21 protein-coding genes, 1 pseudogene and 1 riboswitch are annotated in these 22,793 nt (G+C 59.8%); of the genes and pseudogenes, 14 read left to right on the top strand and 8 right to left on the bottom strand.

Annotated elements, in window-relative coordinates; genetic code table 11:
• The first annotated feature begins 91 nt into the window (after positions 1 to 91).
• The gene (locus tag NKI59_RS31215) at positions 92 to 1,084 is read left to right on the top strand and encodes an adenosine kinase (protein WP_352708450.1); all 993 of its coding nucleotides are present in this window, start codon (positions 92 to 94) and stop codon (positions 1,082 to 1,084) included.
• A 32-nt stretch (positions 1,085 to 1,116) separates the two neighbouring features.
• Here the strand turns inward: NKI59_RS31215 and NKI59_RS31220 are convergent, their stop codons facing one another.
• Positions 1,117 to 1,791 (bottom strand): transposase, encoded by a 675-nt coding sequence (locus tag NKI59_RS31220; protein ID WP_352503101.1) that lies wholly within the window; start codon positions 1,789 to 1,791, stop codon positions 1,117 to 1,119.
• A 289-nt stretch (positions 1,792 to 2,080) separates the two neighbouring features.
• Between NKI59_RS31220 and NKI59_RS31225 the strand changes: the two genes are divergently transcribed.
• Together NKI59_RS31225 and NKI59_RS31230 are read left to right on the top strand one after the other, a co-directional pair.
• On the top strand, positions 2,081 to 2,311 hold the full coding sequence (locus NKI59_RS31225; RefSeq protein ID WP_352708451.1) for an MFS transporter: 231 nt from the start codon (positions 2,081 to 2,083) through the stop codon (positions 2,309 to 2,311).
• An 84-nt stretch (positions 2,312 to 2,395) separates the two neighbouring features.
• Positions 2,396 to 3,229, top strand: a complete 834-nt coding sequence (locus NKI59_RS31230; RefSeq protein WP_352515945.1) for a helix-turn-helix transcriptional regulator — start codon at positions 2,396 to 2,398, stop codon at positions 3,227 to 3,229.
• 317 nt (positions 3,230 to 3,546) lie between these two features.
• Here NKI59_RS31230 and NKI59_RS31235 read toward each other — a convergent pair whose 3' ends face one another.
• Positions 3,547 to 3,801 (bottom strand): hypothetical protein, encoded by a 255-nt coding sequence (locus NKI59_RS31235; protein ID WP_352708452.1) that lies wholly within the window; start codon positions 3,799 to 3,801, stop codon positions 3,547 to 3,549.
• A 555-nt stretch (positions 3,802 to 4,356) separates the two neighbouring features.
• A riboswitch (cobalamin riboswitch) is annotated at positions 4,357 to 4,557 on the top strand.
• Between the two features lie 95 nt (positions 4,558 to 4,652).
• Between NKI59_RS31235 and metE the strand changes: the two genes are divergently transcribed.
• Positions 4,653 to 6,998: a 5-methyltetrahydropteroyltriglutamate--homocysteine S-methyltransferase gene (gene metE, locus NKI59_RS31240; RefSeq protein WP_352708453.1), complete on the top strand. Its 2,346-nt coding sequence runs from the start codon at positions 4,653 to 4,655 to the stop codon at positions 6,996 to 6,998.
• Between the two features lie 79 nt (positions 6,999 to 7,077).
• Here the strand turns inward: metE and NKI59_RS31245 are convergent, their stop codons facing one another.
• The 3 genes from NKI59_RS31245 to NKI59_RS31255 are packed head-to-tail and all read right to left on the bottom strand — an operon-like array spanning position 7,078 to position 9,536.
• Positions 7,078 to 7,314, bottom strand: a complete 237-nt coding sequence (locus tag NKI59_RS31245; protein WP_352708454.1) for an FMN-binding negative transcriptional regulator — start codon at positions 7,312 to 7,314, stop codon at positions 7,078 to 7,080.
• Between the two features lie 34 nt (positions 7,315 to 7,348).
• Positions 7,349 to 8,251, bottom strand: coding sequence for a dihydrodipicolinate synthase family protein (locus NKI59_RS31250; protein ID WP_352708455.1), 903 nt, complete (start codon positions 8,249 to 8,251; stop codon positions 7,349 to 7,351).
• Between the two features lie 52 nt (positions 8,252 to 8,303).
• Entirely contained in the window at positions 8,304 to 9,536 is a 1,233-nt protein-coding gene (locus tag NKI59_RS31255) for a trans-sulfuration enzyme family protein (RefSeq protein ID WP_352708462.1), read from the bottom strand.
• A gap of 83 nt (positions 9,537 to 9,619) precedes the next feature.
• On the opposite strand from NKI59_RS31255, the gene pdxR reads away from it, so the two are divergent.
• From pdxR to NKI59_RS31280, 5 genes and pseudogenes are all read left to right on the top strand, one after another.
• Positions 9,620 to 11,116, top strand: coding sequence for a MocR-like pyridoxine biosynthesis transcription factor PdxR (pdxR, locus tag NKI59_RS31260; RefSeq protein WP_502901133.1), 1,497 nt, complete (start codon positions 9,620 to 9,622; stop codon positions 11,114 to 11,116).
• 158 nt (positions 11,117 to 11,274) lie between these two features.
• Positions 11,275 to 11,352 (top strand): annotated as a pseudogene (locus tag NKI59_RS31265) (MOSC domain-containing protein); the annotation flags it as partial.
• A 310-nt stretch (positions 11,353 to 11,662) separates the two neighbouring features.
• Complete coding sequence (locus tag NKI59_RS31270; RefSeq protein ID WP_352708456.1) at positions 11,663 to 11,806, top strand: hypothetical protein; 144 nt, start codon at positions 11,663 to 11,665, stop codon at positions 11,804 to 11,806.
• Positions 11,807 to 11,830: 24 nt separating this feature from the next.
• On the top strand, positions 11,831 to 11,959 hold the full coding sequence (locus NKI59_RS31275) for a phenylalanine--tRNA ligase beta subunit-related protein (RefSeq protein WP_353016739.1): 129 nt from the start codon (positions 11,831 to 11,833) through the stop codon (positions 11,957 to 11,959).
• Positions 11,960 to 12,710: 751 nt separating this feature from the next.
• A complete protein-coding gene (locus tag NKI59_RS31280) occupies positions 12,711 to 13,040 on the top strand; it encodes a helix-turn-helix domain-containing protein (protein ID WP_352708457.1) in 330 nt (109 codons plus the stop codon).
• Positions 13,041 to 13,317: 277 nt separating this feature from the next.
• Here NKI59_RS31280 and NKI59_RS31285 read toward each other — a convergent pair whose 3' ends face one another.
• Both NKI59_RS31285 and NKI59_RS31290 read right to left on the bottom strand, forming a co-directional pair.
• The gene (locus tag NKI59_RS31285; RefSeq protein ID WP_352708464.1) at positions 13,318 to 14,373 is read right to left on the bottom strand and encodes a cytochrome-c peroxidase; all 1,056 of its coding nucleotides are present in this window, start codon (positions 14,371 to 14,373) and stop codon (positions 13,318 to 13,320) included.
• A gap of 814 nt (positions 14,374 to 15,187) precedes the next feature.
• Positions 15,188 to 15,412, bottom strand: a complete 225-nt coding sequence (locus NKI59_RS31290; protein ID WP_352708458.1) for a DUF982 domain-containing protein — start codon at positions 15,410 to 15,412, stop codon at positions 15,188 to 15,190.
• 612 nt (positions 15,413 to 16,024) lie between these two features.
• Here NKI59_RS31290 and NKI59_RS31295 point away from each other — a divergent pair.
• Complete coding sequence (locus tag NKI59_RS31295) at positions 16,025 to 16,495, top strand: Ros/MucR family transcriptional regulator (RefSeq protein ID WP_023679671.1); 471 nt, start codon at positions 16,025 to 16,027, stop codon at positions 16,493 to 16,495.
• A 227-nt stretch (positions 16,496 to 16,722) separates the two neighbouring features.
• On the opposite strand, the gene NKI59_RS31300 is transcribed toward NKI59_RS31295, so the two are convergent.
• Positions 16,723 to 16,935 (bottom strand): cold-shock protein, encoded by a 213-nt coding sequence (locus tag NKI59_RS31300; protein ID WP_023679670.1) that lies wholly within the window; start codon positions 16,933 to 16,935, stop codon positions 16,723 to 16,725.
• Between the two features lie 345 nt (positions 16,936 to 17,280).
• On the opposite strand from NKI59_RS31300, the gene NKI59_RS31305 reads away from it, so the two are divergent.
• The 4 genes from NKI59_RS31305 to NKI59_RS31320 all read left to right on the top strand — a co-directional run.
• On the top strand, positions 17,281 to 17,535 hold the full coding sequence (locus NKI59_RS31305) for a hypothetical protein (protein ID WP_352452611.1): 255 nt from the start codon (positions 17,281 to 17,283) through the stop codon (positions 17,533 to 17,535).
• A gap of 961 nt (positions 17,536 to 18,496) precedes the next feature.
• On the top strand, positions 18,497 to 19,918 hold the full coding sequence (locus NKI59_RS31310; RefSeq protein ID WP_352708459.1) for a M16 family metallopeptidase: 1,422 nt from the start codon (positions 18,497 to 18,499) through the stop codon (positions 19,916 to 19,918).
• A 502-nt stretch (positions 19,919 to 20,420) separates the two neighbouring features.
• A complete protein-coding gene (locus tag NKI59_RS31315) occupies positions 20,421 to 21,878 on the top strand; it encodes an NAD-dependent succinate-semialdehyde dehydrogenase (RefSeq protein WP_502901135.1) in 1,458 nt (485 codons plus the stop codon).
• A 473-nt stretch (positions 21,879 to 22,351) separates the two neighbouring features.
• The coding region (locus tag NKI59_RS31320) for a transposase (RefSeq protein WP_352708461.1) at positions 22,352 to 22,793 on the top strand (442 nt) is incomplete at its 3' end.

Genomic DNA, 22,793 nt, shown 5'->3' on the forward strand with positions numbered 1-22,793 from the left:
TTGGCAAGCGGAAAGCCCATTCCCACTGGCCAGACCCGCCCGCGGCCGGCATGCCAGAAAGCCGGTGGGTTTTTTGGCGGAGACATGAATTATGCCGGACTATGACGTGCTTTGTATCGGAAATGCCATCGTCGACATCATCGCCCAGTGCGACGAGGCGTTCCTGGAGACGAACGGCATCATCAAGGGCGCAATGAATTTGATCGACACGAGGCGCGCCGAACTGCTCTACAGCCGCATGGGCCCGGCCATTGAAGCCTCGGGCGGCAGCGCCGGCAACACGGCGGCGGGCGTCGCCTCCTTCGGCGGCCGCGCCGCTTTCTTCGGCAAGGTCTCCAACGACGCGCTCGGCGAAATCTACGCGCATGACATCCATGCCCAGGGCGTCGCCTTCGACACCAGGCCGCTTAACGGCGAACCGCCGACAGCGCGCTCGATGATCTTCGTCACGCCCGACGGCGAGCGCTCGATGAACACCTATCTCGGCGCCTGCGTCGAGCTCGGCCCGGAGGACGTCGAGGCCGACAAGGCGTCGGGCGCGGCCGTCACCTATTTCGAGGGCTATCTGTGGGACCCGCCGCGCGCCAAGGAAGCGATCCGGCAGACGGCGAAGCTCGCCCATGCCGCCGGGCGCGAAGTGTCGATGACATTGTCGGACTCGTTCTGCGTCGACCGCTACCGCGACGAGTTCCTCGATCTCATGCGCTCCGGCACCGTCGACATCGTCTTTGCCAACAGCCACGAGATCAAGTCGCTCTACCAGACCGGGTCATTCGACGAAGCGCTGGCGCGGATCCGCAAGGACTGCAAGATCGCCGCCGTCACCCGCTCGGAAAAGGGCTCGGTGATCGTGCGCGGCGACGAGACCGTGACCATCAATGCGACCAGGATCCGCGAGCTGGTCGACACCACCGGCGCCGGCGACCTCTACGCCGCCGGCTTCCTCTACGGCTACACGCAAGGCCGCAGCCTGAAGCAGTGCGGCGATCTCGGCTCGCTAGCGGCCGGGCTGGTCATCCAGCAGATCGGCCCAAGGCCAAGGCAGAATCTGCGCCGAGAGGCCGAGCAGGCGGTATTGCTGTAGGTGGGGAGCCAAGAACCAGCTGCCCACCCTTCTTAATCCAGCCCGAGCCTTTTCTTCAGTTCCGCATTCTCCTTGCGGAGACGATCGGCAAGCAGGCTCTTTAGCCGCTTGTTTTCTTCCTCGAGCGCGACGAGATCCTTCAGCCCGTCACTGTCCGCCGCCGGCGCCGCCGCCTTCTTCCAAAGATAATATGTCTGTTCCGAGATGCCGGCTTGCTTCACCGCACTCTTGAGAGTAGCGCCGCCGCCGATCGAGGTCTCGATCTGCGCCAGCTTCTGGGCACGATCCTTCGCGGAGTAGCTCTTTCGGCCTGTTCGCGCTGACGGCGGTGCTTCAGTGGCCGCGGATATCGGCTTGGCGCCGTTCTTGCGGGCAGGCGAGCTCGCCTCAGCTTCTGGCTTCCTCGACCGCCGCGCTCTCGCCTTCGGTTTTGGCGTTTCCGTTTTGTCTGCCGGTTCGCTAACTACTGCTGACTCGGTTTCCAGAGGATTGGCCATGAAATGCTCCACTCGCGGTTCGTGCAAAGGTTCAGCATCAAGGACCACTACAGTAGAGTCAACAAGCTGACGATTTAACGGCTCGACTTCCTTTGTTGTCTCGGCCATCGCCGCGGCGATGTCGAAATTGCCCCAGATGGAACGTGCGGATTTTTGATAATTGCGCTTTTGTTTGACTTCCACGGTGAATGGTCGCGTCTGCCGCCTCATAGTTCCTTCCTGAATAGGAGAATGAAGTCGCCGCTCGAATTTTTGGCGCTTCCTGCTTAGCGCGGAGCATTATCGTATAGCCGCTCAACGGGCAAGTGATGCCGGTCTTCGATGGCTGACCCATCTGGGGGATTTGAGCGGCTTCGCGCGTCCTGCGCATGCCTGTAAGGCCGCCAAGTTTTCTGGGTTAGCAGGCGCGCACTGTGGCAGCTTGGCTTGTACGGCGAGGCCATGGTTGAGTGAGGCGAAACAAATCCAGCCCCGCGGTCAATCCCGAGGGCTTCCCACAATGGCGAAGAGAACATCTTCACTCGTTCCTTTTGAGCACAAGACCTTCCGTTCGCTATGGTCGGCTGCACTCATTTCGAACCTTGGCACCCTAGTGGAAGGTGCGGCGGCAGCTTGGCTGATGACGAGCATCGCAGCAGTAATTTTTGATCGCCCATTCGTGCTGTGTACCAGCCCTGTGTCTTGCCGCAAGTGGTCACGAAAGGCTGCCGGAGCCTCGAAGACGCCCTAAAAACACATGCTGCGATTTTTGAACACGCTTGACGTGTTAGATTAATTCATCCACAATGCGTGTGTTGAACACGCGAGGTGAGTTATGAACATGAAAGAGCTTAGGGTTCGACTGGGCATGACTCAAAAAGATTTGGCAGAGCAGATGGCAACGACGCAACAGACTGTGGCCCGTTGGGAAACAGGCAAAACGCAGTTGAACGTCGAGCAGATCAAGGACCTTTGTCTCACGTTGAAATGCACGGTCGAGGAGCTGCTGGGCTGGAAGATTGATGTCGAGGAGTGGCGCACGAGCCCGTTTGCAATTGCCGATGCCGAAACGCGATACGGCACGCTCAGAATCAAGACGACTGTTGGCAGCCGCCAATATCCTATCGATGAAAAGGCGCGTGAATCGATTTTACGTCAGTTGAAGGAACTTCATAATCTGCGTAGAAATAACACAAGCAGGCCATGGCTGTATTGCTGGAGCCTTGACAACAAAATACTCTTGATAAATCCGCAATATGTCCGCACCATTGAGCTTATCGGTGACGATGTAGAGGAGATGCCAGAGTATTATCATCCAGAAATCTATCGGGCTTTGGATGACTGGGATAAGGGTGAGGTTTCAGGAAAGCTGAAGAAAGAATGCGATGCCATCATCGCAGAGATGGGTGATCAGGAAGCCGTGCGCATGGCCTCCTATGTTCGCGTCACATATGACGACGGAGAAGATGAGTGGAACTTCTTGGATGAAGAAACCGCTACGACTTTCTTCGGATTGGAAGCTGCGACCTTTGACGTTCCCCAGTGTAGTTTCGCCGAAGTGGAGGAAGAAGGTTACTACCGAGCGCGATACGCCAACCTTGATCGCGTCGCGGTGATGGAGGTTCCAAGCGACCGTTATCACAGATTGACCGCGCCCGAGGAAGCTTAGAACCATCCACGAAGGGCGCATGTTACATCTCGACCTTGCGTGGTGCGTTTTCAGTACGAGATGACGTTAAGCGTAGGTAGTGGCAGGTAAGAGTGCTCGACCAGAAGCTCAACTGCCTCCTCAATATCGCTGCCGATGTGCCGCAGGACACGTCCACGGGAGCGTGGATAGGCGTGAAGTTCCTGCACTCCACGGTCCGCTCTCCCATCGCCGGTGTGTGCCCGACGCCATCTTGTGGACGAGCTTGGCCGCCTGCACCCGGTTGTATTCCGGCTTGCGGTCCGCCTGGGCGGTCCGCCGCGATGGCTATCTCCATGTCAATCGGCGCCGAACTTTGACTGCCCGCTGCTTTTGATGAATTTGGCGAGGTCCCGCGCATAATCACTCTTGGTCTTCTCCTTGAGGCCCTGTGTCGCGAACTTGTGGTCCAGCAGGGCAAACAGGTCCAAGTCCCCTTCCGCCTGTGGCGCTGGCTTGCCCTCACCGCCCTCGGCTTCCCAATTGGGGACCGCTTCTGCGCGCTGCACCCTGGCGATTGTCCGCCCAAGACGCATCACAAGATCGAACGCCAAACCGTGCGCGTGCACGACGATTTGCCGCTCAGGCCTCATTTGGACAGGACTTGAGCTGGCCCGGTGGTTTGAGCCGGGTTACCTTGAGCCGGTGGGCTGCGAACAAGCAGTTCGAGACATTGGCCTCGATCACTTCGCAACACGCCGCTGCGCCTGGCCTCGGTGTGCTCCCCCCGAAATCGTTGTGTCATATCACCGAGGGCATCACGGCCAACAGCTTCCACATGGGCAACAGCCTCCCCATTGAGCCGAATATGGTCGCGAGCAGATCACCAACGAAGCGGTCGGAACCTCGGAGCCGAAGTTCGACGCCGAGGTGGTTCGCATGATGCGCTAAGCAGCACCACGGCGCTTGCCGGTATGTTTGCTGCCGGCAGCCGACGAACTCCTATCCTCCTGGACAAGGGCGCCGTGCGTCATTGCTTTGATTTACCGGCCGCTCAAGGCTTCCACAGTTTTCGCTTTCGAGGCGACCTTTGGAACATGCCAACGGAAATTTAACATAACGACATAAACATTTCTTTATGCGGCATTGACAAAGAAGCGAACTGCTGTAATTGTCTCCCGCGTCGTGGTTCTCCGTACGGCGCTGCCGCAGCGGAGCTAAGAGGGAAGCCGGTGCGATGCCGGCGCTGCCCCCGCAACTGTTAGCGGCGAGCCAACCCCACTCATGTCACTGAGGCGAATAGCCTTGGGAAGACGGGTAGAGGCTATGACCCCGCGAGCCAGGAGACCTGCCACGGCGAATTACGTCCACGGGCGGGGTGTCTCGGTGGCCGCTGCAGCCTGGCGTTCGTGCCGGCCTGCTAGCGCCTTCCTTGTCACCGACGCCCCAACCATCGGGGTCTGGCATGACTGTCTCTCAGCAAATTCCTGTAGCAACGCTCGGCGTGCCCCGCTTCGGTCGTCGGCGAGAACTGAAATTCGCGCTTGAAAGCTACTGGTCCGGAAAATCGTCCGCTGCCGACCTTCTCACGACCGCGAAGGCGCTCCGTGCCGCTAGCTGGGAGGAGCAGCACGATCGCGGCGTGTCGAAAATCCCGTCGAACGACTTCTCGCTCTACGACCATGTGCTCGACACCGCAGCCATGGTCGGCGCCGTTCCATCCCGTTACGGCTGGAATAGCGGCGAGGTTCCACTTGACATCTACTTCGCAATGGCGCGGGGCAACCAGGGTCAGACGGAGGATTGTCGACACGCTGGTCACCAGCAGGCGGCTCATCGGTCTGATGTAACCGCGATGGAAATGACCAAGTGGTTTGACACCAACTATCACTACATTGTGCCGGAACTCAACGATGATCAGACGTTCGCCCTCTCGTCGACGAAACCGGTCGATTACTTCATCGAGGCTAAAGCTCTCGGCGTTCACACACGCCCAGTCATCCTTGGACCGATCACCTTCCTCAAGCTGGCGAAAACGCCTGCCGAAGGATTCGATCCCATCGCGCTCCTGCCGCGGCTGCTGCCCGTCTACGAGCAACTCCTGCAGAGGCTGAAGCTGTCTGGAGCCGACTGGGTGCAGATCGATGAGCCAGCGCTTGTCCTCGATCTGAACCCGAACGAACGAGCTGCGTTCGAATTCGCCTATGGCCAGCTGTCGAAAGCCGCGCCCGAGCTGAAGATCATGCTGGCTACCTATTTCGGGCCGCTGGGAGACAATCTCGAAACCGCGGTTTCTCTGCCCCTGGCCGGGCTGCATATTGATCTCGTGCGCGCTCCCGAGCAGCTGGAAATAGTGGGGCGGCTCGCACCGAAGGATCTGGTGCTCTCGCTTGGCTTGATCGATGGCCGCAACGTCTGGCGTGCGAACCTGCCCGCCATTCTCGACCGCATCAAACCGATCGTCGCCGGCTGGCCCTTGGACCGCGTCGAGATCGCGCCTTCTTGCTCGATGCTGCATGTGCCGATCGACCTCCGCATGGAGACGGAACTCGACGCGGACATCAGGTCGTGGCTCGCCTTCGCGGCCCAGAAGACCGACGAATTGGTGTTGCTTGCCCGGGCCCTGTCCCAAGGCAGGGATGCGGTGGCAGGCGCGTTGAAAGCGTCTGCCGAGGCTGCCGCCACTCGCGTGACATCCACGAAGATCCATGACCCGCTGGTTGAGGGGCGGATCGCCAGCATTGACGACAGCATGAAGCGACGAGAGAGCGCTTTTGCCGAGCGCTCCAGAGTCCAGGCCGGCACGCTCGGGCTGCCGCCGTTCCCGACGACGACCATCGGGTCCTTCCCGCAGACGCCGCAGGTACGCAGGGCGCGGGCCGCTCATGCGAATGGCCAGCTGAGCTATGTCGACTACGAGACCTTCCTGAAGAAGGAGATCGAGGCTGCAATTCGCTGGCAGGAAGAGATCGGGCTGGACGTGCTGGTGCACGGTGAGTTCGAACGAAACGACATGGTACAGCATTTCGGCGAGCAGCTGTCCGGCTTCGCCTTCACCCAGCATGCCTGGGTGCAGAGCTATGGGTCGCGTTACGTGCGCCCCCCCATCATCTTCGGCGACGTATCGAGGCCCAATCCGATGACGCTGCGCTGGTGGCAGTTCGCCCAGTCGCTTACGGAAAACCCTGTGAAGGGAATGCTCACAGGCCCAGTGACCATTCTCAACTGGTCATTTGTTCGCGACGACGTACCCCGCTCCGAAGCATGCCGCCAGATCGCGCTCGCCATCCGCGACGAAGTGACGGATCTCGAATGGTCCGGCGCAAGGATGATCCAGATCGATGAGGCCGCGTTTCGCGAAGGACTGCCACTGCGCCAGTCTGATTGGAACGACTATCTCGACTGGGCTGTCGAATGCTTCCGGATCGCTTCAACGGGTGTAAAGGACGCGACTCAAATCCATACCCACATGTGCTATTCGGAGTTCAACGAGATCATCGACGCGATCGCTGAAATGGATGCGGATGTCATTTCGATTGAGACGTCGCGCTCGAAAATGGAACTGCTGGACGCCTTCACGAGCTCCAAATATCCGAATGAAATCGGGCCCGGAGTCTACGACATTCACTCACCACGGGTCCCGGAAGTCGGCGAGATTTCGGATCTCGTCATGCTTGCCCGCGAGCGACTGTCCGATGACCAACTGTGGGTAAACCCGGACTGTGGCCTCAAAACCCGCAAGTGGGAGGAGGTCCGCCCTGCCCTCATGAACATGGTTGCTGCAGCACGCGCGCTCCGGGAGAAAGTGTAGGCCGGAAGGTTTCCTGGTTGCTCACCATGTGGTGAGTTAGCGGCTGCCGCATGTGGGCCGTGAATGTGCCAAAACGCGATCACATCCTTTGAAATAAGTCACTCGAGCGAGAAAGTGCACTTTCCTTCGGCACGTGTACTAATCGCGCAGGAATAAAGGGAAAGTTTTCTCGCTGTGACGTGTCGAGTTCGAAGGGGATGTGATTGGCGTCGAGACCGCTCCGGCCATGGGTTATCAACATGCCAAGTGCGCTGTTCTCGATCAGTTCGTAAAGGACTTCTCGGCTCGGTTTATCGAAATGCGCGGGTACATACATGATCGGTTCCTTCACTGGCCGCCGGGTTCGCTATTCACCGGTTGACATCCGATGGCAAGCGTTCCAACGCGGCGGCGATCTGGCCCTTCGCTGCTGAGGGCAGAGGCAGGATGGGACGCGGGGGGTCGGCACGGCAAATGTCGAGCAATTCGGCAAGTGCATAGACGATGCGAAGGCTCGAGAACTCCTTGAAGAGGCTCCAGAGCGGCGCAAGCGTGGCATCGATCCGTCGCGCTTCGGCCGCATCGCCCTGTTGCGCCGCCGTGACGATCTTCACGCAGACCTCGGGCAGGATGCCGGCGAGGACGCTGTACCATGTGTCGGCGCCGGCGATCATGGCCTCTGCGGCGTTCCAGTCGCCGCTGTAGCCGATTGAGAACCCTTCCGGCACAGTGCGCCTCTGGTCGGCCAGATGGCTCTTGATCGCATCGCCCTTGTCTGTCGGATTCTTGATAGCGACAATCCCACCCACCTTTGCCAGGCGGCTGACGAGTGCTGGGGTGAAATGAAAATGCGTCGTTCCTGGATTGTCGTAGACGACAATCGGCAGGCCGCTCTCGCACGCCACCGTCGAGAAATGTTCGAACACCTCGTCCTCAGTGAGCGGGGTGTAAGAGGCGGCGGCAAGCAACCCCGCGGCAGCCCCAAGGGCCTTGGCGTCCTGCGCGAACCTCACTGCTTCGTCGGTGCGCAGCGCGCCCACACCCACCACGACCGGCATTTGTCCCCCGGTTTCGTCCAAGGTCTCGGCGAGCGCCCGTCGCCGTTCCTCGCGCGTCAGATACATGTATGTGCCGGTGCTGCCGAGAAGACCGATGGAGTCGACCTGAGCGGCGCAAAGCCTGGCAATCAGCTTGCGCAGAGCAACGGTATCGACACGGCCGTCACGATCGGTCGGCGTGATGGGAAACGCGGAAAGGCCGCTCAGGAATGCCATGGCAAGGCTCCAGGTTTGTGCGTGAGCGCAGGACTGGCCGGACGACAAGTCATCACAAGGCGTCCAGAGCCCGCCGCAGGTCGGCGATTAGGTCATCGGCGTCTTCAAGACCCACCGAGAGACGCATGAGGTCCTCGCCGACTCCATCGGCCAGATGCGCATCCTTGCGGATCGGCTGACGAGCACGGGTCAGGCTTGCCGGATGATAGATGAGACTGTCGGCATCGCCGAGGCTGACAGCCCGGGTGATCAGGTTGAGCCGGTCCATCATCCGCCGCGCGCCCTCGAACCCAGCGTGGAGGCCAAAGGCCAACATGCCCGACCCTTGGGACATCTGCTTTCGCGCCGTCACCTGATCAGGGTGCGAGTCGAGGAAGGGATAACTCACCCATGCCACCGCCGGGTGCGCCTGGAGCGCCTGAGCCACCGCAAGGGCAGTGGCGCTGTGCCGTTCCATGCGCAGCGTGAGCGTCTTCAGACCGCGCAGGATCAGGAAGGCTGACATGGGCGAGAGCGCTGCGCCGGTGATGTAGCGCAAGCCCGTTTCGTGCAGCGTGCGGAGCGTTGGCGCGTCGCCCAGAAGCGCGCCCCCAAGGGCATCGCCATGACCGTTGATGTACTTGGTCAGCGAGTGGAGCACGATGTCGGCCCCATGTTCGAGTGGGCGCTGGAGCGCGGGCGAGGCGAAGGTGCTGTCCACGGCAACCTTCACACCGCGCGCGTGGGCGCGCTCGGCAATGGCAGAGATGTCGAGGATGCGGCTCAGCGGATTGACCGGGGTCTCGAAGAAAACAAGCCGGGTCCGCTCGGTGATCGCGGCATCGAGATTTTGGGGATCGGACAGGTCGACCGCGACGACCTTGATGCCGAAGCGGGGGACCGCCTGTTCGACCATGGCTAGCGTGTTCGCATAAAGCGTCCTGTGGACGATGAGTTCATCGCCTTGGGACAGGAGCGACAGGATCAGCGTCCCGAAAGCCGCCATCCCCGAGGCAACGACCAGACCTGCCTCGGCTCCTTCCAGATTGGCGAGCCGTTGTTCGAGGATCTCCGTCGTCGGATTGTATTCGCGCGCATAGAGCCTTCCGCCAAGCGCGGCGGCGGCCTCGTTCGCTGCCACGCTTTCGAATCCATAGCTCGAGGTCAAGAAGACTGGCGGCTGAACGGCATTGGAAAAGCCGGCGGGATCGTAGCCATGATGGATCGCCCGAGTGGCGAATCCGAGACCGGTGTCGTTGAGCGACCGCGTGAGAGCATCGGTTTCCGATTGATAGGAGCGGGTCATTCGGCCTCTAAGATCTTGCTTGGGTTTCCGAAAGATTGACGGCAAACTGGCCAATGTGAAATATCCAGTTGGCGATGAATGAAATGGTCCAGTCTTCAAGTGCCGGTTCTGCAGGTCGCACGCACGCGATGGGTGCACGCCAGATCTACGAGGCTCTTCGCGAGCAGATCCTCGGAAGTGTCTACGAAACCGGCAGTCAGCTGCCTTCCTCCCGAGGCCTCGCAAATGACCTTGGGGTTTCGCGAACGACGGTGACGGTCGCCTATGAGCAACTGGCCGCGGAAGGTTTCATCGACGTCCGTCAAGGCGCACGACCCCGCGTTGCATCTTCGTTGATCGGTCCTGAGACGAGCCGCACTGTCGCGAAACGAGTCGGCCCGGTTCATCTGTCCGCCTATGGCGAACGACTGCGCGTTACGCCGCCCTGGCCGGATTATCTGCCGACTGGACTGAAGGTCGATTTCCGCTATGGCGACCTGGCGCCGTCAGACTTCCCCGCATTGGTCTGGAAACGTGCGATGAACGAGGCGATGGGGCAGCGCCCGTTGCGTCTTGCCTATGACGATCCTCGCGGCTCGCGCCGGCTGCGTCAGGCGCTCCAGGGCTATCTCTGGCGCGCCCGAACCCTGAGCTGCGACCTCGAGCAGATCATCATCGTCAACGGTTCGCAGCAGGGCCTCGACCTGTGCGCGCGCCTGCTTCTCGATCCCGCCGACCGCTTCGTCATCGAGGACCCGTGCTACAGGATGGCGCGTCAGGTCTTTGCCAGCACAGGCGCCTCGCCCATCCCGGTCACCGTCGACGAGGACGGGATGAAGACGGAGTTGCTGGCGGGGATTGGTGCACGACTGGCCTATGTCACGCCATCGCATCAGTTTCCGCTGGGCGGCGTCATGCCGATCACACGCCGCCACCAGCTTCTGGAATGGGCGCGGAACAACAGCGCCTATGTGATTGAGGACGACTACGACAGCGAATATCGCTACGACATCAATCCGGTCCCTCCGCTGCACAGTCTCGAGGACCACGGGGCTGTCATCTACCTCGGCACGATCTCCAAAACGCTCTCGCCGATGCTGCGTATCGGCTACCTCGTCGTCCCGCCGGAATTGCAGGAGGTCTTCGCAACCGCCAAACAATTCTCGGACCGGCATTCGCCGGTGGCTGAACAGGAGGCTCTGGCTTGTTTGATCGAAAGTGGCGGCTACGAAAGCCATGTGCGGCGCGTGCGCAGGCTGAACGGCGAGCGTCGGGAGACGTTGTTGGGCGCCTTGCGGCACAGCTTCGGCGATCGCATCGCTGTCCAGGGAGCAGAGGCCGGACTGCACGTCGCCGTCTGGTTCGGCGAACTGCCGCGATCGCGGGAAACGACCCTGGTCGAAGCCGCCCGAGGCGCGGGCCTGGGGCTACACCTGATCTCGCCCCTTTACGAGCGGCAGTCGGACGAAGGCCACATCGATCGCGTGGGGCTTGTCATGGGCTATGCCGCCTTGAGCATTCGGCAGATCGAGAAGGGCGTTGAGGTCCTGCGAGCGGTTGTCAAGCAGGTGCAAGACGCGTTGCCGGGCCACGGTGGCTAAAACGGCGGGGACGTGGCGTGCTGGCGAGGAAACCGACCCTTGGGCTGAACTGCGTTTCGTTGCAAAGCCAACTGGACTGGGAAAACGCCATACCATGCTGTTGATCAGGCCAGTTTGGCGGCAGATTTTCGTGCGAGACGAATTTCCGAAAGCGATGCATGACCCGGCAAGGAAAGCTGCTTCACATCCATATCGCGCCCGCTGCCTCCTATGAAATGGAGGATCTGGAGGAGGCGTAGCTTGTTGCCGGCCGAGGTGGGCTCGAGCACCCGCAAGACATAATCGACGATCTCTATCAGGCCTTGTCCACCGCCGAATCATGGAATTATCCAGCGCATGGTGCGGCATGCACCATGGCGACGCCAGAAGATCTGGACGCTCGACAAGCACCTTTCTTGAAACATTTCCCGAACCACCCGCAGCGCAAAGCCTCCCCATGAGAAAAGAGCATCCCATGTCTTTCACGCCATTGATTGCCCCGAGATCAAGGCCCGCTACCGGGATTTTCATCTGATCAGCATTGTGGTGCGGAACCCTGGAATCGACGTGCCGGATGCACAGGCGTTGAACGACACGATTGCGGCGGCGGAACAGGCGGCGCTTCGCGATGACGCCCAAAGGGACGCGCGTCTTGCGGCGTGGGCCGTTGCCTACGAGGCTTTCGGCACAAAGGCCAATCGAACGCCGTGATCGGCCGCCGCGCTTCTCAAGCGGGTGCGGAAAGATGGCTCTCTCCCGCGGATTTCCCCACTGGTTGATGCCTACAATGCCGTCAGCGTGTTGTATGGCGTTCCGATTGGCGGGGAAGATCTCGATCTCTACCAGGGGTCCCGAGACTTTTAATTGCGAAGGGAGCGGAGCCATTCGACACGATCGAGCAAGGTGAAATGGTAACCGAGCATCCCGAACCGGGCGAAGTCATCTGGTGCGATGATTCCGGTGTCACGTGCCGCCGCTGGAACTGGCGGCAGGGGCGGCGCACCATGGGTCACGGTCGATACCCGCGCCATGTGGCTCGTGCTGGAAGCCCTCGGCCCAATGTCAGCTATACAGATGACGGGCACCGGAGAGCATTTGATGGGACTTATCCAAGCGTTGTGCCCGGGTGCGCGAATCGAAACCGCGCGGATCGACGAGTCCACTACATCTCGTCTCCCTTAGGGCATGGCCCACCTTTCGGATAAACACCCCACTCAGCCCTGTCCGGATCTGGCGCTCCTTGCTCGCTCCGCTGGCCTACACAGTTGATTGCGAACGACCCAGAACGGCTCTCGAAAACGAGCGAACGAAATCAGATCACTGCTTGTTCTCCCTTAGCGTTGTTTGGCGTACTTTTATCGCGATGCCTCCAGTGGGGATGGTCCAAATTGCGCAAGCTCGGTCGAGTGATCGCGGAGAAGCTTAATGTCGACTAAATCGAAATTCATGGAGCGGTACGGACAACGGGTGCGAACCCGGGACGTCGTCCCGGTGTCGTCAGGCTCTCCCGTCCGACTGAGCCTCAGTTTTGACGGCGCGAATACTTCCTGAGGCCGCCCGGATTCTCGTTAAGAGACAGCTGCCGCTCAGGACGGCCCACGCGATACTCACGGAGATGGTCGATCACGGCAAGGCGTTCGTGACGGTTCCTTGCGTCGACGACCTATTGGCACTGAAGAATGAACTGTCGTCCGCAGGTGTGATCGCGAAGGTTCATGCGCCGCGGCCGATAAGTGTTCGCGAAGTCCGGGATCGCACGAAGCTCTCTCAGGAGGCATTCTCCGTGAGGTATGGCCTCGATCTGGCAACGCTTCGAAACTGGGAGCAAGGTCGCTCGAAACGGGATGCAGCGGCGAATACTCTCCTTTGGACCATCGCCCGGAATCCGGAAGCAGTCGAAGAATCGCTGGACATGGAGGACGGAGTGGCTGCCCCTTCGCCCTAAGGGGGCCGATCACTTCGGCGCGCGGCAATTCGGCCGCCAGCGCGATGACCGGCCGCCGCGCGGTATCGACAGCGCGCGAGCCTCATGCGTCAGACGCCTTCCTTGGCATGTCGCACGCCAGATCCCAAACATGATTCATGGCAACGAGCTGGTGACGGAAGCAGTGTCTGCACTTTGGAAACGAGCCATTTGCGTTCTCATGGACGTCGCGACTCGTCTCGTCCAGTAAAAGTCGCAATCATTGTCAATTGCGATGTTCCGCAGTCTAGCTGGCCGTTTATTTTCCTAAGATCTGCGTTATAGGCCGGGGTGTTGTCGCCGTTTCGGCGGGTAAGATGGGATAGGCGACCTCGGGTGCCTTTCCGGTCAGCGAGTTGAGGAAGGCAACAAGCAGGTCGACTTCTTCGTCCGCCAGTACCACGCCAAGCTGGGTGGTTCCCATGATGGCAACGGCCTGTTTCAGATCCCAAACCTTGCCCGAATGAAAGTATGGCGCGGTGAGTGCAACGTTGCGCAGTGGCGCCACGCGGAAAACATAGGAATCGTCGGCTGCATTGGTGACCGCAAATCGGCCCTTGTCTTTTTCCGGCAGGACCTCGGCGCTGGGCTGTTCCACGAGGCCGAATGGGTAATAGGCTTCCCCACCAACGTTGATGCCGGCATGACAGGACGAGCAGCCTTTGTCCATGAAAAGCGCCAGGCCCTGTTTCTGTTCGGAAGTCATGGCAAGCTCATCACCATTCAGGAAGCTGTCGAAGGGGGCCGGCGTGACCAGTGTCGCCTCGAAGGCTTCGATTGCCTTGGCGAAGTTGTCGAAGGTGACCCGATCGGCTTCAGCCGGAAAAGCTGCATCGAACCACTCTACATATTGCGGCATCGACTTGAGCGTGGCGATGACTTGACCCGGTGTATTGGCCATTTCGACGCCGGCTTGGACCGGTCCCTTCGCCTGAGCCTTCAGGTCTTCGGCACGACCGTCCCAGAACTGGGCGATGTTGAAGACAGCGTTCAGTGCGGTCGGCGCGTTGCGCGGTCCCTTCTGCCAACCATGGCCGATCGAGGTTTCATGATTGTCGTCGCCGCCGGTGGCCAGGTTGTGGCACGAGTTGCACGACAAGACGCCTGACGCCGAGACGCGTGGATCGAAGAACAGGGCCTTGCCGAGAGCGATCTTCTCCGGGGTGATCGGGTTATTGGCGACTGCCGGCGTGGTGGATGGCAAAGCCCTGAAGGTGGCCAGTGCCGTTTCTCTGAGGTCTGCGGGGATCGAATCCGCAGCAAAAGCGGTGGCTGCCAGCAACGGAACAGCCATCGTACTGAGTAGGATTTTCATAAATGATCTCTCTGCGTCGTGCACGCAGCTACTCTGGGATACGCAGCCCATGAACGCCCTGCGCTAGATCAGCTGCGGGAGAGGACCGGGGTCTGACACCTGTTTCGCGGCAGAGCTGGGACCCTCTTGGAAGTGATCGCTCTTCTCGATTGGACTTCAGGGAGGAGGAGGAGGATCCCTGCTCGGCAACCTTCGGCGCCGGAGCCGTGCTCCGGTTCTCTGCGCCTTCTACCAAGAACATTCGGGTCCGCCGCCGTGTCAGATTTCGGTTGGGGGCCGGTTATCTGTTCCGCTGCAGGTCCTGCTCGATTTCCGGGCCTTCGCCAGATCGACGTTGGCCCCAAACGATCCGCGATCGCGTCTTGTAGCACCCTTTGCGGGACAATCTTATTTTCGACTGTGGAGGGCCGTTTGGGGTGAGCGAAATTAAACGAATTTCAAAGGGCGCCCAAGTAGCTGTTTTGATTAGCTTGTGAGGCCTATAGCCTCCATCGAGCGAATATTGGCAGACGATGGAGCACAATTTTGGCTTCGTTATCATCTTGCTTCAATGGGACAACTGCTTTGCAATAACTACACGGCAATTTACCATCATAAATTTGAGAGAACCAAGTCCCATGCAGTGATTTTCACATCGGAAGCGTTGCAGTCCTGTCGCGAGAAGTTGATTTAAAAATACAACAAGATGATTAACATCGCCATAGGGGGCCCAAAATATTGTTTGTTCGCTATAGTACGCTCCAGATGCCGGCGAAATCTCGATACAATAACCTCGTCGGCGTACCCGCTCCAGCCTCACATACGGCTGCGACGCCTATACTTGCGCTTTTCCACTGCCCGACATGCAGGCAGCGAGCCATTGCATCGCGGAGGTTGCATCTTCCAATATGGCGACCTGTTCCCCAAAGCGGAAAAAAGTCTTGCGCGCTGCGCTCGCAGGTATTCGTCCGTTGTATGCATCAAAGCACGCCCTGAGGGCGGCTTCGTAGATCCGATCTCTGCGATCTTCTGGCCCTTCGTTGAGGAAAATCGATAGCATCCGCAGGACTGGCAATCTCTTGCACGATGTGCGCTGGACGTCTTACGAAAAGTGGGCTGCTGAAAGTCCCTGAGCTCATTCGTTCCTCCCGACCTGCTGAACCGCTAGTTTGGGTAAGGCGCCTCCTCTACACCCGCCCACCATTGCGGAATGTGTTGTCACAGCGATAGCGGTTCAATAGCAAGCAGCGGCGTAATGTCCTCGGTTTACCAGCGGTCCAATCCCTAACATCCTGCTGCGAGAGCGGCTCACCGGATGAATCTACATCGTTTCGACCAATTGCGAATCAACGCTTGATACTTCCTCCACACCCCACCAGGAAGCGGCCACTGCTCTGCCACCGATTTCACAGCCAAAGAGAGGATGGCGAAGAATAGCCCGCTTCGTTTCGAGATCACTGGTCATTTTGGCGCAAAGCTTACGGCCGAGACGCGCCTGAAAACGCGCAAGCACCGCGGCAGGTCGCCAACAACGGAACGCATACTGCGCTATAGATCTCGCTGCTGGACGAGCATGGCAATAATCCTGTCGAGATCTTGGTTGCTTTCAGCGGAGACCGCCACTATGAAGCGACGCTTCGCCGACTGTGTTTCACGCCGCCTGGAGAGTTTCATGACAGAAGAAGCCGAAAAAAACATCGACACCCTCATCGAGCTCACGGCCGATGTCGTCTCAGCCTATGTCTCCAACAATCCGATCCCGGTGGGGGATCTCCCTGCCCTCATCGGCCAAGTGCACGCGGCTCTGAAAGGGACGGCGGAAGGTGTCTCTGCAAAAGAGCCGGTTGCCCTTACGCCTGCAGTCCCGATCAGGAAGTCGGTGACACCGGACTACATCATCTCCCTTGAAGACGGGAAGAAATTCAAATCGCTAAAGCGCCATCTGTCGACCCACTATGGGCTGACGCCGGATGGATATCGGGCCAAATGGGGCCTACCGGCGGATTATCCCATGGTCGCGCCGAACTACGCCGCGGCGCGCTCGTCATTGGCCAAGACAATGGGGCTCGGCCGCAAACCGAAAGCGCCGGAAGCGCCGGAGCCGGCGCCGACGAAGCGAACCCGCAAGAAGGTCGCGGCTTGATTTCGGCAATTGAGATTCGTTCTGGAGCGTTGCAGCCATCGGCTTAATCTGCGCGTCATATAAAAAGGCGGGGCCAACCCCGCCTTCCTTTCAAACAACTTTGTTTCATGAGGAATTCGCGACGCCTGCAGCAATCTGCTGCCCTCAGTTTTTGCTCGCTCCTATCGAGCGGCCGTGAGGACCTCCGGACCTACGCGCCCACTCTTGCCAAGACGCAGGAGAAAATTTCAACCAGCTTTGCTGAGGCTGCCAGCGGAGGATTTGCCGGTGCGGCGATCCTGCTCGATCTCATAGTTGATCTTCTGGCCGTCAGCGAGGGTCGAGAGGCCCGCGCGTTCGACAGCGGAAATGTGGACGAAAACATCCGGACCGCCATTGTCGGGCTGGATAAATCCAAACCCCTTGGTGCTGTTGAACCACTTTACCGTTCCAGTCGGCATATACGTGTTCCTCCTTAACAATTGCAACGTGGGCAGGCCATCAGGCCTGCCCGACTCATAGCCGAGACTTGGGCGCAGCAAAAAGCGAAAAATTGTTAAGCCCCAATCAGCTGGCGCACTCCATTTTGGCCGTAGTCGCCAGCAAGCACTGTCCTACACTACCGCTCGAGCATGGCCGGAAGCGCCCGATCCTTCCAACGCTCCTCAGCGCCACGTCTAGGGCTGGTGCTTGGAGGCACGGGACGTAAGGCCGACCGCTGCTCGTGCCGCCAGGTCAAAGGCCGGGTAGTTCACGGAGCTACCTTCGTGCATAACGGCTTGGCAAGCGCTTGAAGGAGTTTCGAATTGGATTGTTTCAAGAGGGTCGAGGGGTTGATCGATGCCACCAGCGTGGAAGCGATCGATAACGCGCGCGTTTTGCTGGACCAGTTCAAGGGCAAGTCAGAAACAATCGCCCAAGCGATCGACGACTTCCTACTTGATTTCATGACCTTGCTGTTTGTGGTAGAAGCTACCCGCGAGCGGTTCCACAATCCGGCGAGGCGGTTGGCGCGTATCAGATTGAGCAGGATCAGGCTGTTACTCACCCGATGCTCTTGACCTAAGGGACCACGCCGCCAGCGATGCGTTTGCAGCCGCAAAGAAGGCAAAATCTGTTCGCCGGCAAACCGAGCACAGCCAGGCGGTATTTACGCAGATGAATTCGATCGCGACCGCCAAATTCTTCTGTTTGGTACCCAGCGACGACGGCAAGCGCGGACAGCTTCCGTGCTGCTGTCCTCCAGCGACAAACGTGCCTGCATGCCCCCTATCCACGGCGAGCTCGACGGTTGTTTCTCACGTTTGACCAAGGTCCCGCGCAAACACTCCCCTTTCCCGCAGCAACTCATCAGGCTCAACGGCCTCGCGGCAGGCGCATTACGCCAGAAGCGCGCAACCGCATCGTTTTTTCCCGCCCGACTCTTACGATCTTCGTTTTCCGACGCCTCGCGGATATCGCCCAACTCGCCGATTTTTGGATCAGATCCGTCCTAGCGCGCGAGCAGGCTTCGCGCTCGAGTTGGCTGGGCTGCTCACGCCTCTGCCCTTCAGCATCGACCCGGTCTGGCTGTCGAGGACAGGGTTCCGCTGGGGCGACCAACATCTCCATTCTCACCGTCAGTGCAGCGGCCATTCGAAGCGCATCCTATACCCCTCCCCGGCAGCGCGCCTAATCGTCTTCCGAACTAAGAAGATATTCTCAGCCGCGCGCGCGTCGCGTTCGGCCCTGTCTGATGTCCGACAATGTCGGATGCGCAACATGGCAGAGCCCGATTGTCCACTGCCTCGAACGGTTTTCTGATCTGGCACGGTGCATGCTTGGTCATCGGCAAGGCGTCGCGGACCAAGGAGAATCCGTCCCATGATCACCTCACCAAGAAATACCGCCGCAGGTCTCCTGGGTCCATCCAAAGATGAGGCTCGAGTAAGGCCTGGTCCCATGAAGAGCTTATTCATCTGGCTCGGCGCTGCCCGCCGATCCTCCCACGCGGGGAGACGGGGACGCAGCGCCTTCATCAAAATGAAGAACAAATCACTTTGCCTCGAACCTTGCCTTTCGACCAGCCACCACAACCGCAGCCATCGATCGTCCCCCTGGCTGCGCAGGGCGTTCATTGCCACCGCGCTGGCCCTGGTGACGACCGCTCCGGCTCTGGCCGCCACCGACGGCGGCAAGGTGACGGATTTCCTGCTCGACAACGGCATGGAAGTGGTCGTCATCCCCGATCACCGCGCGCCGATCGTCACTCATATGGTCTGGTACAAGATCGGCAGCGCCGACGAGCCACCCGGCAAATCCGGCCTTGCCCATTTCCTCAAGCATCTGATGTTCAAGGCGACGACCAACCACGCCGCCGGCGAGTTCGACCGAGCCGTCTCAGCCATCGGCGGCTACAATAACGCCTTCACCGCCTATGACTACACCACCTTCCTCGAGACGGTGGCGCCCTCGGCGTTGGGTGAGATGATGGGCTTCGAGGCCGATCGCATGTTCAACCTCATCCTCAACGACGATGATATCAAGACCGAGCGCGACGTGATCCTGGAGGAGCGCCGTTGGCACAGAGAGACGAACCCGCATGCTCTGCTGGACGAGGAGGTCAACGCGACGTTGCGGCAGAACCAGCCCTACCGCATTCCGGTCATCGGCTGGATGCAGGAGATGGAGAAGCTGAACGGCACCGACGCATTCACCATCTACAACAAATACTACCGACCGAACAACGCCGTGCTGGTGGTGGCCGGCGACGTAGAGCCTGAGACGGTGAAGGCGCTGGCCGAGAAGACCTATGGCAAGGTTGTGCGCGGGCCGGACCTGCCCCCGCGCAACCGTCCGGTCGAGCCGGAGCAGAACACCAAGCGCACAGTGACGCTGACCGATGCGCGCGTTTCGGTGCCGAGCTTTTCCACTCAATGGGTGGTGCCGTCCTATCATACCGCAGAGCCCGGCGAGGCCGAGGCGCTCGACCTGCTGGCCGAGATCCTCGGCGGCGGTAACCGCAGCCGGCTCTATCAGGAGCTTGTCGTCAAGCAAGGCATAGCCTCGGCGGCCGGCGCCTCCTTCCAGGGCACCATGCTAGACGACACCAATTTCACGATCTCCGGCTCGCCGCGCGGCGATGCAAAGCTCGTCGATCTCGAAGCGGCAGCCGTTGCCGAAGTCGCCCGGATCGCCAAGGGTGGCGTCACCAGCGACGAGCTGGACAAGGCCAAAGACCGCTATATCGGCTCGGTGATTTTTGCGCACGACGAGCTGGACCACATCGCCAACATTTATGGCAAGACGCTCACCACCGGTGGCAATGTGAAGGACGTGCTCGAGAGGCCGGACCGCGTCCGCAAGGTGACCACCGACGAGGTCAAGGCGGTCGCCGCGCGTTATCTGGTGCTCGAGCATTCGACGACAGGCTATCTTTTGCCGCAGCAACAGGCGGGGAATTGATCATGAGCTCCATCCCCGTGCAAATGCGCCGGCCGGTCTTCCTTCGGCGCGCCTTCGCCACCCTGTTCCTCTCCATCCTCTTTCTCATCTTGCGGGCGCTCGCCGGGTAAACGGGATCTGTTTAAAGCCGCGAGGAGCGGTGTTCGCGGGCCTTGCCAGGCATTTGCCGGTTCCGGCGTCATTATTGGGGTGCGCTCCTCCTCAGGCCAGCCTCTCTTCGAGTGGATAGAGTCGCCGATTCGTGGTCCGCAGATTGTAGGCCGAGGCCACCAGCATCCACTGCGCGGGGCTGGCGAAGCCGATGTCCGTTGTTCAATCGTTCGACTAGTAGAACCGCGAGACATCTTCTAGCGTATTTCTCCCTTTCCACTTGGGTACCGTGGTCTACCAGCTGTCTGGCCGAGGCCCTATAAGGAACCCGGACGTCGCGGAGTACACACCGCACCTGCTATATATACCTGCTGCGTTGAGGAGGAATCCGGTATTGCCCCTGTGCCTGCCGATGATCCGTCACCTGACATCCCCCGACCTGTTTGGACCCATTGATCGCCTGCCGGCACTTGGCACGCGGATCAGCGAGCGGACATTCGAGGTCCTCAACCCGTCGACTGGCGAAGTGCTGGCAGAACTACCCGACATGGGTGTCGAGGAGACATGCGCTGTGATCGACAAGGCCTATGTCGCGCAGCCTGGATGGGCAGGGTTGACCGCACGTGAGCGCAGCGACGTTCTATGGCGATGGCATCAGTTGATCATCGACCACGCCGACGATCTCGCCGCGATTCTCACCGCGGAGATGGGCAAGCCGCTTGCCGAAGCCAAGTCGGAGATATCGCATGCTGCGGCGTATCTGCAATGGTACGCCGAGGAGGCCAATCGCGTCTATGGCGAGACGATCTCCGCACCATCGATGGACCGCCGAATGCTGGTAATCAAGCAGCCCATCGGAGTTGTTGGCACGATAACGCCATGGAATTTCCCGGCCTCGATGGTGGCGCGCAAAATCTCGCCAGCCTTGGCGGCGGGCTGCACGATCGTCCTCAAGCCCGCTGAACAGACGCCGCTGGTGGCGGGAGCAATGTTCGCCCTCGCCCATCAGGCTGGCTTTCCTGAAGGCGTCGTCAACCTGATCTATGCGTCCGAAGGTGACGCGGTCGGCCGCGAACTTTGTACCAATCCCAAGGTCCGCAAGATCAGCTTCACCGGGTCGACTGAGATCGGGCGCCTTCTCATGCGCCAGTGCTCGGACCAGATCAAAAAAGTCAGCCTTGAGCTCGGCGGCAATGCACCTTTCATCGTCTTCGATGATGCCGATATCGATGCCGCGGTTGACGGTGCGATCCAGGCGAAGTTCCGCAATGCCGGCCAGACCTGCGTTTCGGCGAACCGCCTTTATGTCCAGTCGGGCGTTCACGACGAGTTCGTCGAGAAATTCGTGCAACGGGCTCGCCAACTTCAAGTTGGTGACGGTTTCGCTCCCGGAGTGGACATCGGACCGCTCATCGACAAGCACGCTTTGGCCAAGATCGAGTCCCATATTGCCGATGCCGTCACCAAAGGCGGCGCAATTCGATGCGGGGGCAAACGCATGGGCACGAATGGCACGTTTTTCCAACCGACAGTCCTGACCGGTGTCTCCAGCGAGATGACCGTCGCGCAAGAAGAGACATTCGGGCCGCTGGCACCAATTATTCGCTTCAAAGACGCGGATCAGGTCGTGCGTGAGGCCAACGACACGATCTACGGCCTCGCGGCCTACTTTTATGCCTCCAACCTGAAGCGTGTCTGGCGTGTGGCCGAGGCCTTGGAATATGGAATGGTCGGGGTAAATACCGGCCGGATGTCTTCAGAAGCGGCGCCGTTCGGTGGGATAAAACAGTCCGGCATCGGGCGGGAGGGATCCCGCCATGGCCTCGAGGACTACCTCGAAATGAAATATCTCTGCATGGGCGGCATCTGAATTTTCGGCTTGCAGGGTTCACAGACCGGGGAACCTAGCGAGCGATCTCCAAATATGTGAATTGTAGGATCGCTCCTCGATTGGGAACTGAGGGGCGGCTCCGTAGCCGAGCAAACACGCAATCCTGAAGGAGCACCCTGGCTGGACTTATCTCTCGACGAGACAAGCGTCTGCATTGTCGGCGAAGACGGCGTGCATGTGACGGAGGATACGCTTGCGAGGGATTTGGCGGCCCTCGCCGACTATCTTCAGGCGACGGGCTGTCTTTGCGCGGGTCTGGTTGGAAGCTTGTGCACCATCGCGATCGTGAACGCTGGTTGTGCGCAATATCCGGTTTCTGGGGCAGAATTTGATAGTGTCCTGAAGGTTCTGCAAAAAGTTTTGGAGAGAGAACGGCGCTTGCTCTGAAGGGCGAGCGGCCATGGCACGGTGGTGACGTTGCAATCACCGATTCCCGTGGAAGGGGAAGTGCCATGACCAATCGAGAAGTTAAACTGAGCAGGGGCGAGTTGAAAGCGTTGCTGCTGTCGGATGAGGACGGCTTTCGCCAGGTATTGCAGACTGTCGTGCAGGAGGCTCTGGAAGCCGAGATGACGGAGGCGATCGGGGCCGAGAAAGGCGAGCGGACGGCGGAGCGGGTGAGTTACCGGTCCGGGTATTACGAGCGCAAGCTGGTGACGCGGGTTGGGGTGCTGGAACTTCGCGTTCCGCAGGATCGGACGGGCCGGTTCTCGACGGAGTTGTTTGAGCGCTATCAGCGTTCGGAGAAGGCCTTGGTGTCGGCGCTGGTCGAGATGTACGTACAAGGCGTTTCGACCCGCAAGGTGAAGGCGGTGACGGAGGAATTGTGCGGCCACTCTTTCTCGGCCTCGACGGTGAGCGAGGCGACGATGCGGCTGGATGAGGCGCTCAAGG

The sequence above is a fragment of the Mesorhizobium sp. M0598 genome (assembly GCF_040320865.1).
Classification (GTDB): domain Bacteria; phylum Pseudomonadota; class Alphaproteobacteria; order Rhizobiales; family Rhizobiaceae; genus Mesorhizobium.

Bases quoted from the DNA above. Each gene is read 5' to 3' on its own strand.
- NKI59_RS31215 (WP_352708450.1), top strand. From the start codon at position 92: ATGCCGGACTATGACGTGCTTTGTATCGGAAATGCCATCGTCGACATC.
- NKI59_RS31220 (WP_352503101.1), bottom strand. From the start codon at position 1,791: ATGAGGCGGCAGACGCGACCATTCACCGTGGAAGTCAAACAAAAGCGC.
- NKI59_RS31225 (WP_352708451.1), top strand. From the start codon at position 2,081: ATGGCGAAGAGAACATCTTCACTCGTTCCTTTTGAGCACAAGACCTTC.
- NKI59_RS31230 (WP_352515945.1), top strand. From the start codon at position 2,396: ATGAACATGAAAGAGCTTAGGGTTCGACTGGGCATGACTCAAAAAGAT.
- metE (WP_352708453.1), top strand. From the start codon at position 4,653: ATGACTGTCTCTCAGCAAATTCCTGTAGCAACGCTCGGCGTGCCCCGC.
- NKI59_RS31245 (WP_352708454.1), bottom strand. From the start codon at position 7,314: ATGTATGTACCCGCGCATTTCGATAAACCGAGCCGAGAAGTCCTTTAC.
- NKI59_RS31250 (WP_352708455.1), bottom strand. From the start codon at position 8,251: ATGGCATTCCTGAGCGGCCTTTCCGCGTTTCCCATCACGCCGACCGAT.
- NKI59_RS31255 (WP_352708462.1), bottom strand. From the start codon at position 9,536: ATGACCCGCTCCTATCAATCGGAAACCGATGCTCTCACGCGGTCGCTC.
- pdxR (WP_502901133.1), top strand. From the start codon at position 9,620: ATGGTCCAGTCTTCAAGTGCCGGTTCTGCAGGTCGCACGCACGCGATG.
- NKI59_RS31280 (WP_352708457.1), top strand. From the start codon at position 12,711: ATGGTCGATCACGGCAAGGCGTTCGTGACGGTTCCTTGCGTCGACGAC.
- NKI59_RS31285 (WP_352708464.1), bottom strand. From the start codon at position 14,373: ATGAAAATCCTACTCAGTACGATGGCTGTTCCGTTGCTGGCAGCCACC.
- NKI59_RS31290 (WP_352708458.1), bottom strand. From the start codon at position 15,412: ATGCTATCGATTTTCCTCAACGAAGGGCCAGAAGATCGCAGAGATCGG.
- NKI59_RS31295 (WP_023679671.1), top strand. From the start codon at position 16,025: ATGACAGAAGAAGCCGAAAAAAACATCGACACCCTCATCGAGCTCACG.
- NKI59_RS31300 (WP_023679670.1), bottom strand. From the start codon at position 16,935: ATGCCGACTGGAACGGTAAAGTGGTTCAACAGCACCAAGGGGTTTGGA.
- NKI59_RS31310 (WP_352708459.1), top strand. From the start codon at position 18,497: ATGAAGAACAAATCACTTTGCCTCGAACCTTGCCTTTCGACCAGCCAC.
- NKI59_RS31315 (WP_502901135.1), top strand. From the start codon at position 20,421: ATGATCCGTCACCTGACATCCCCCGACCTGTTTGGACCCATTGATCGC.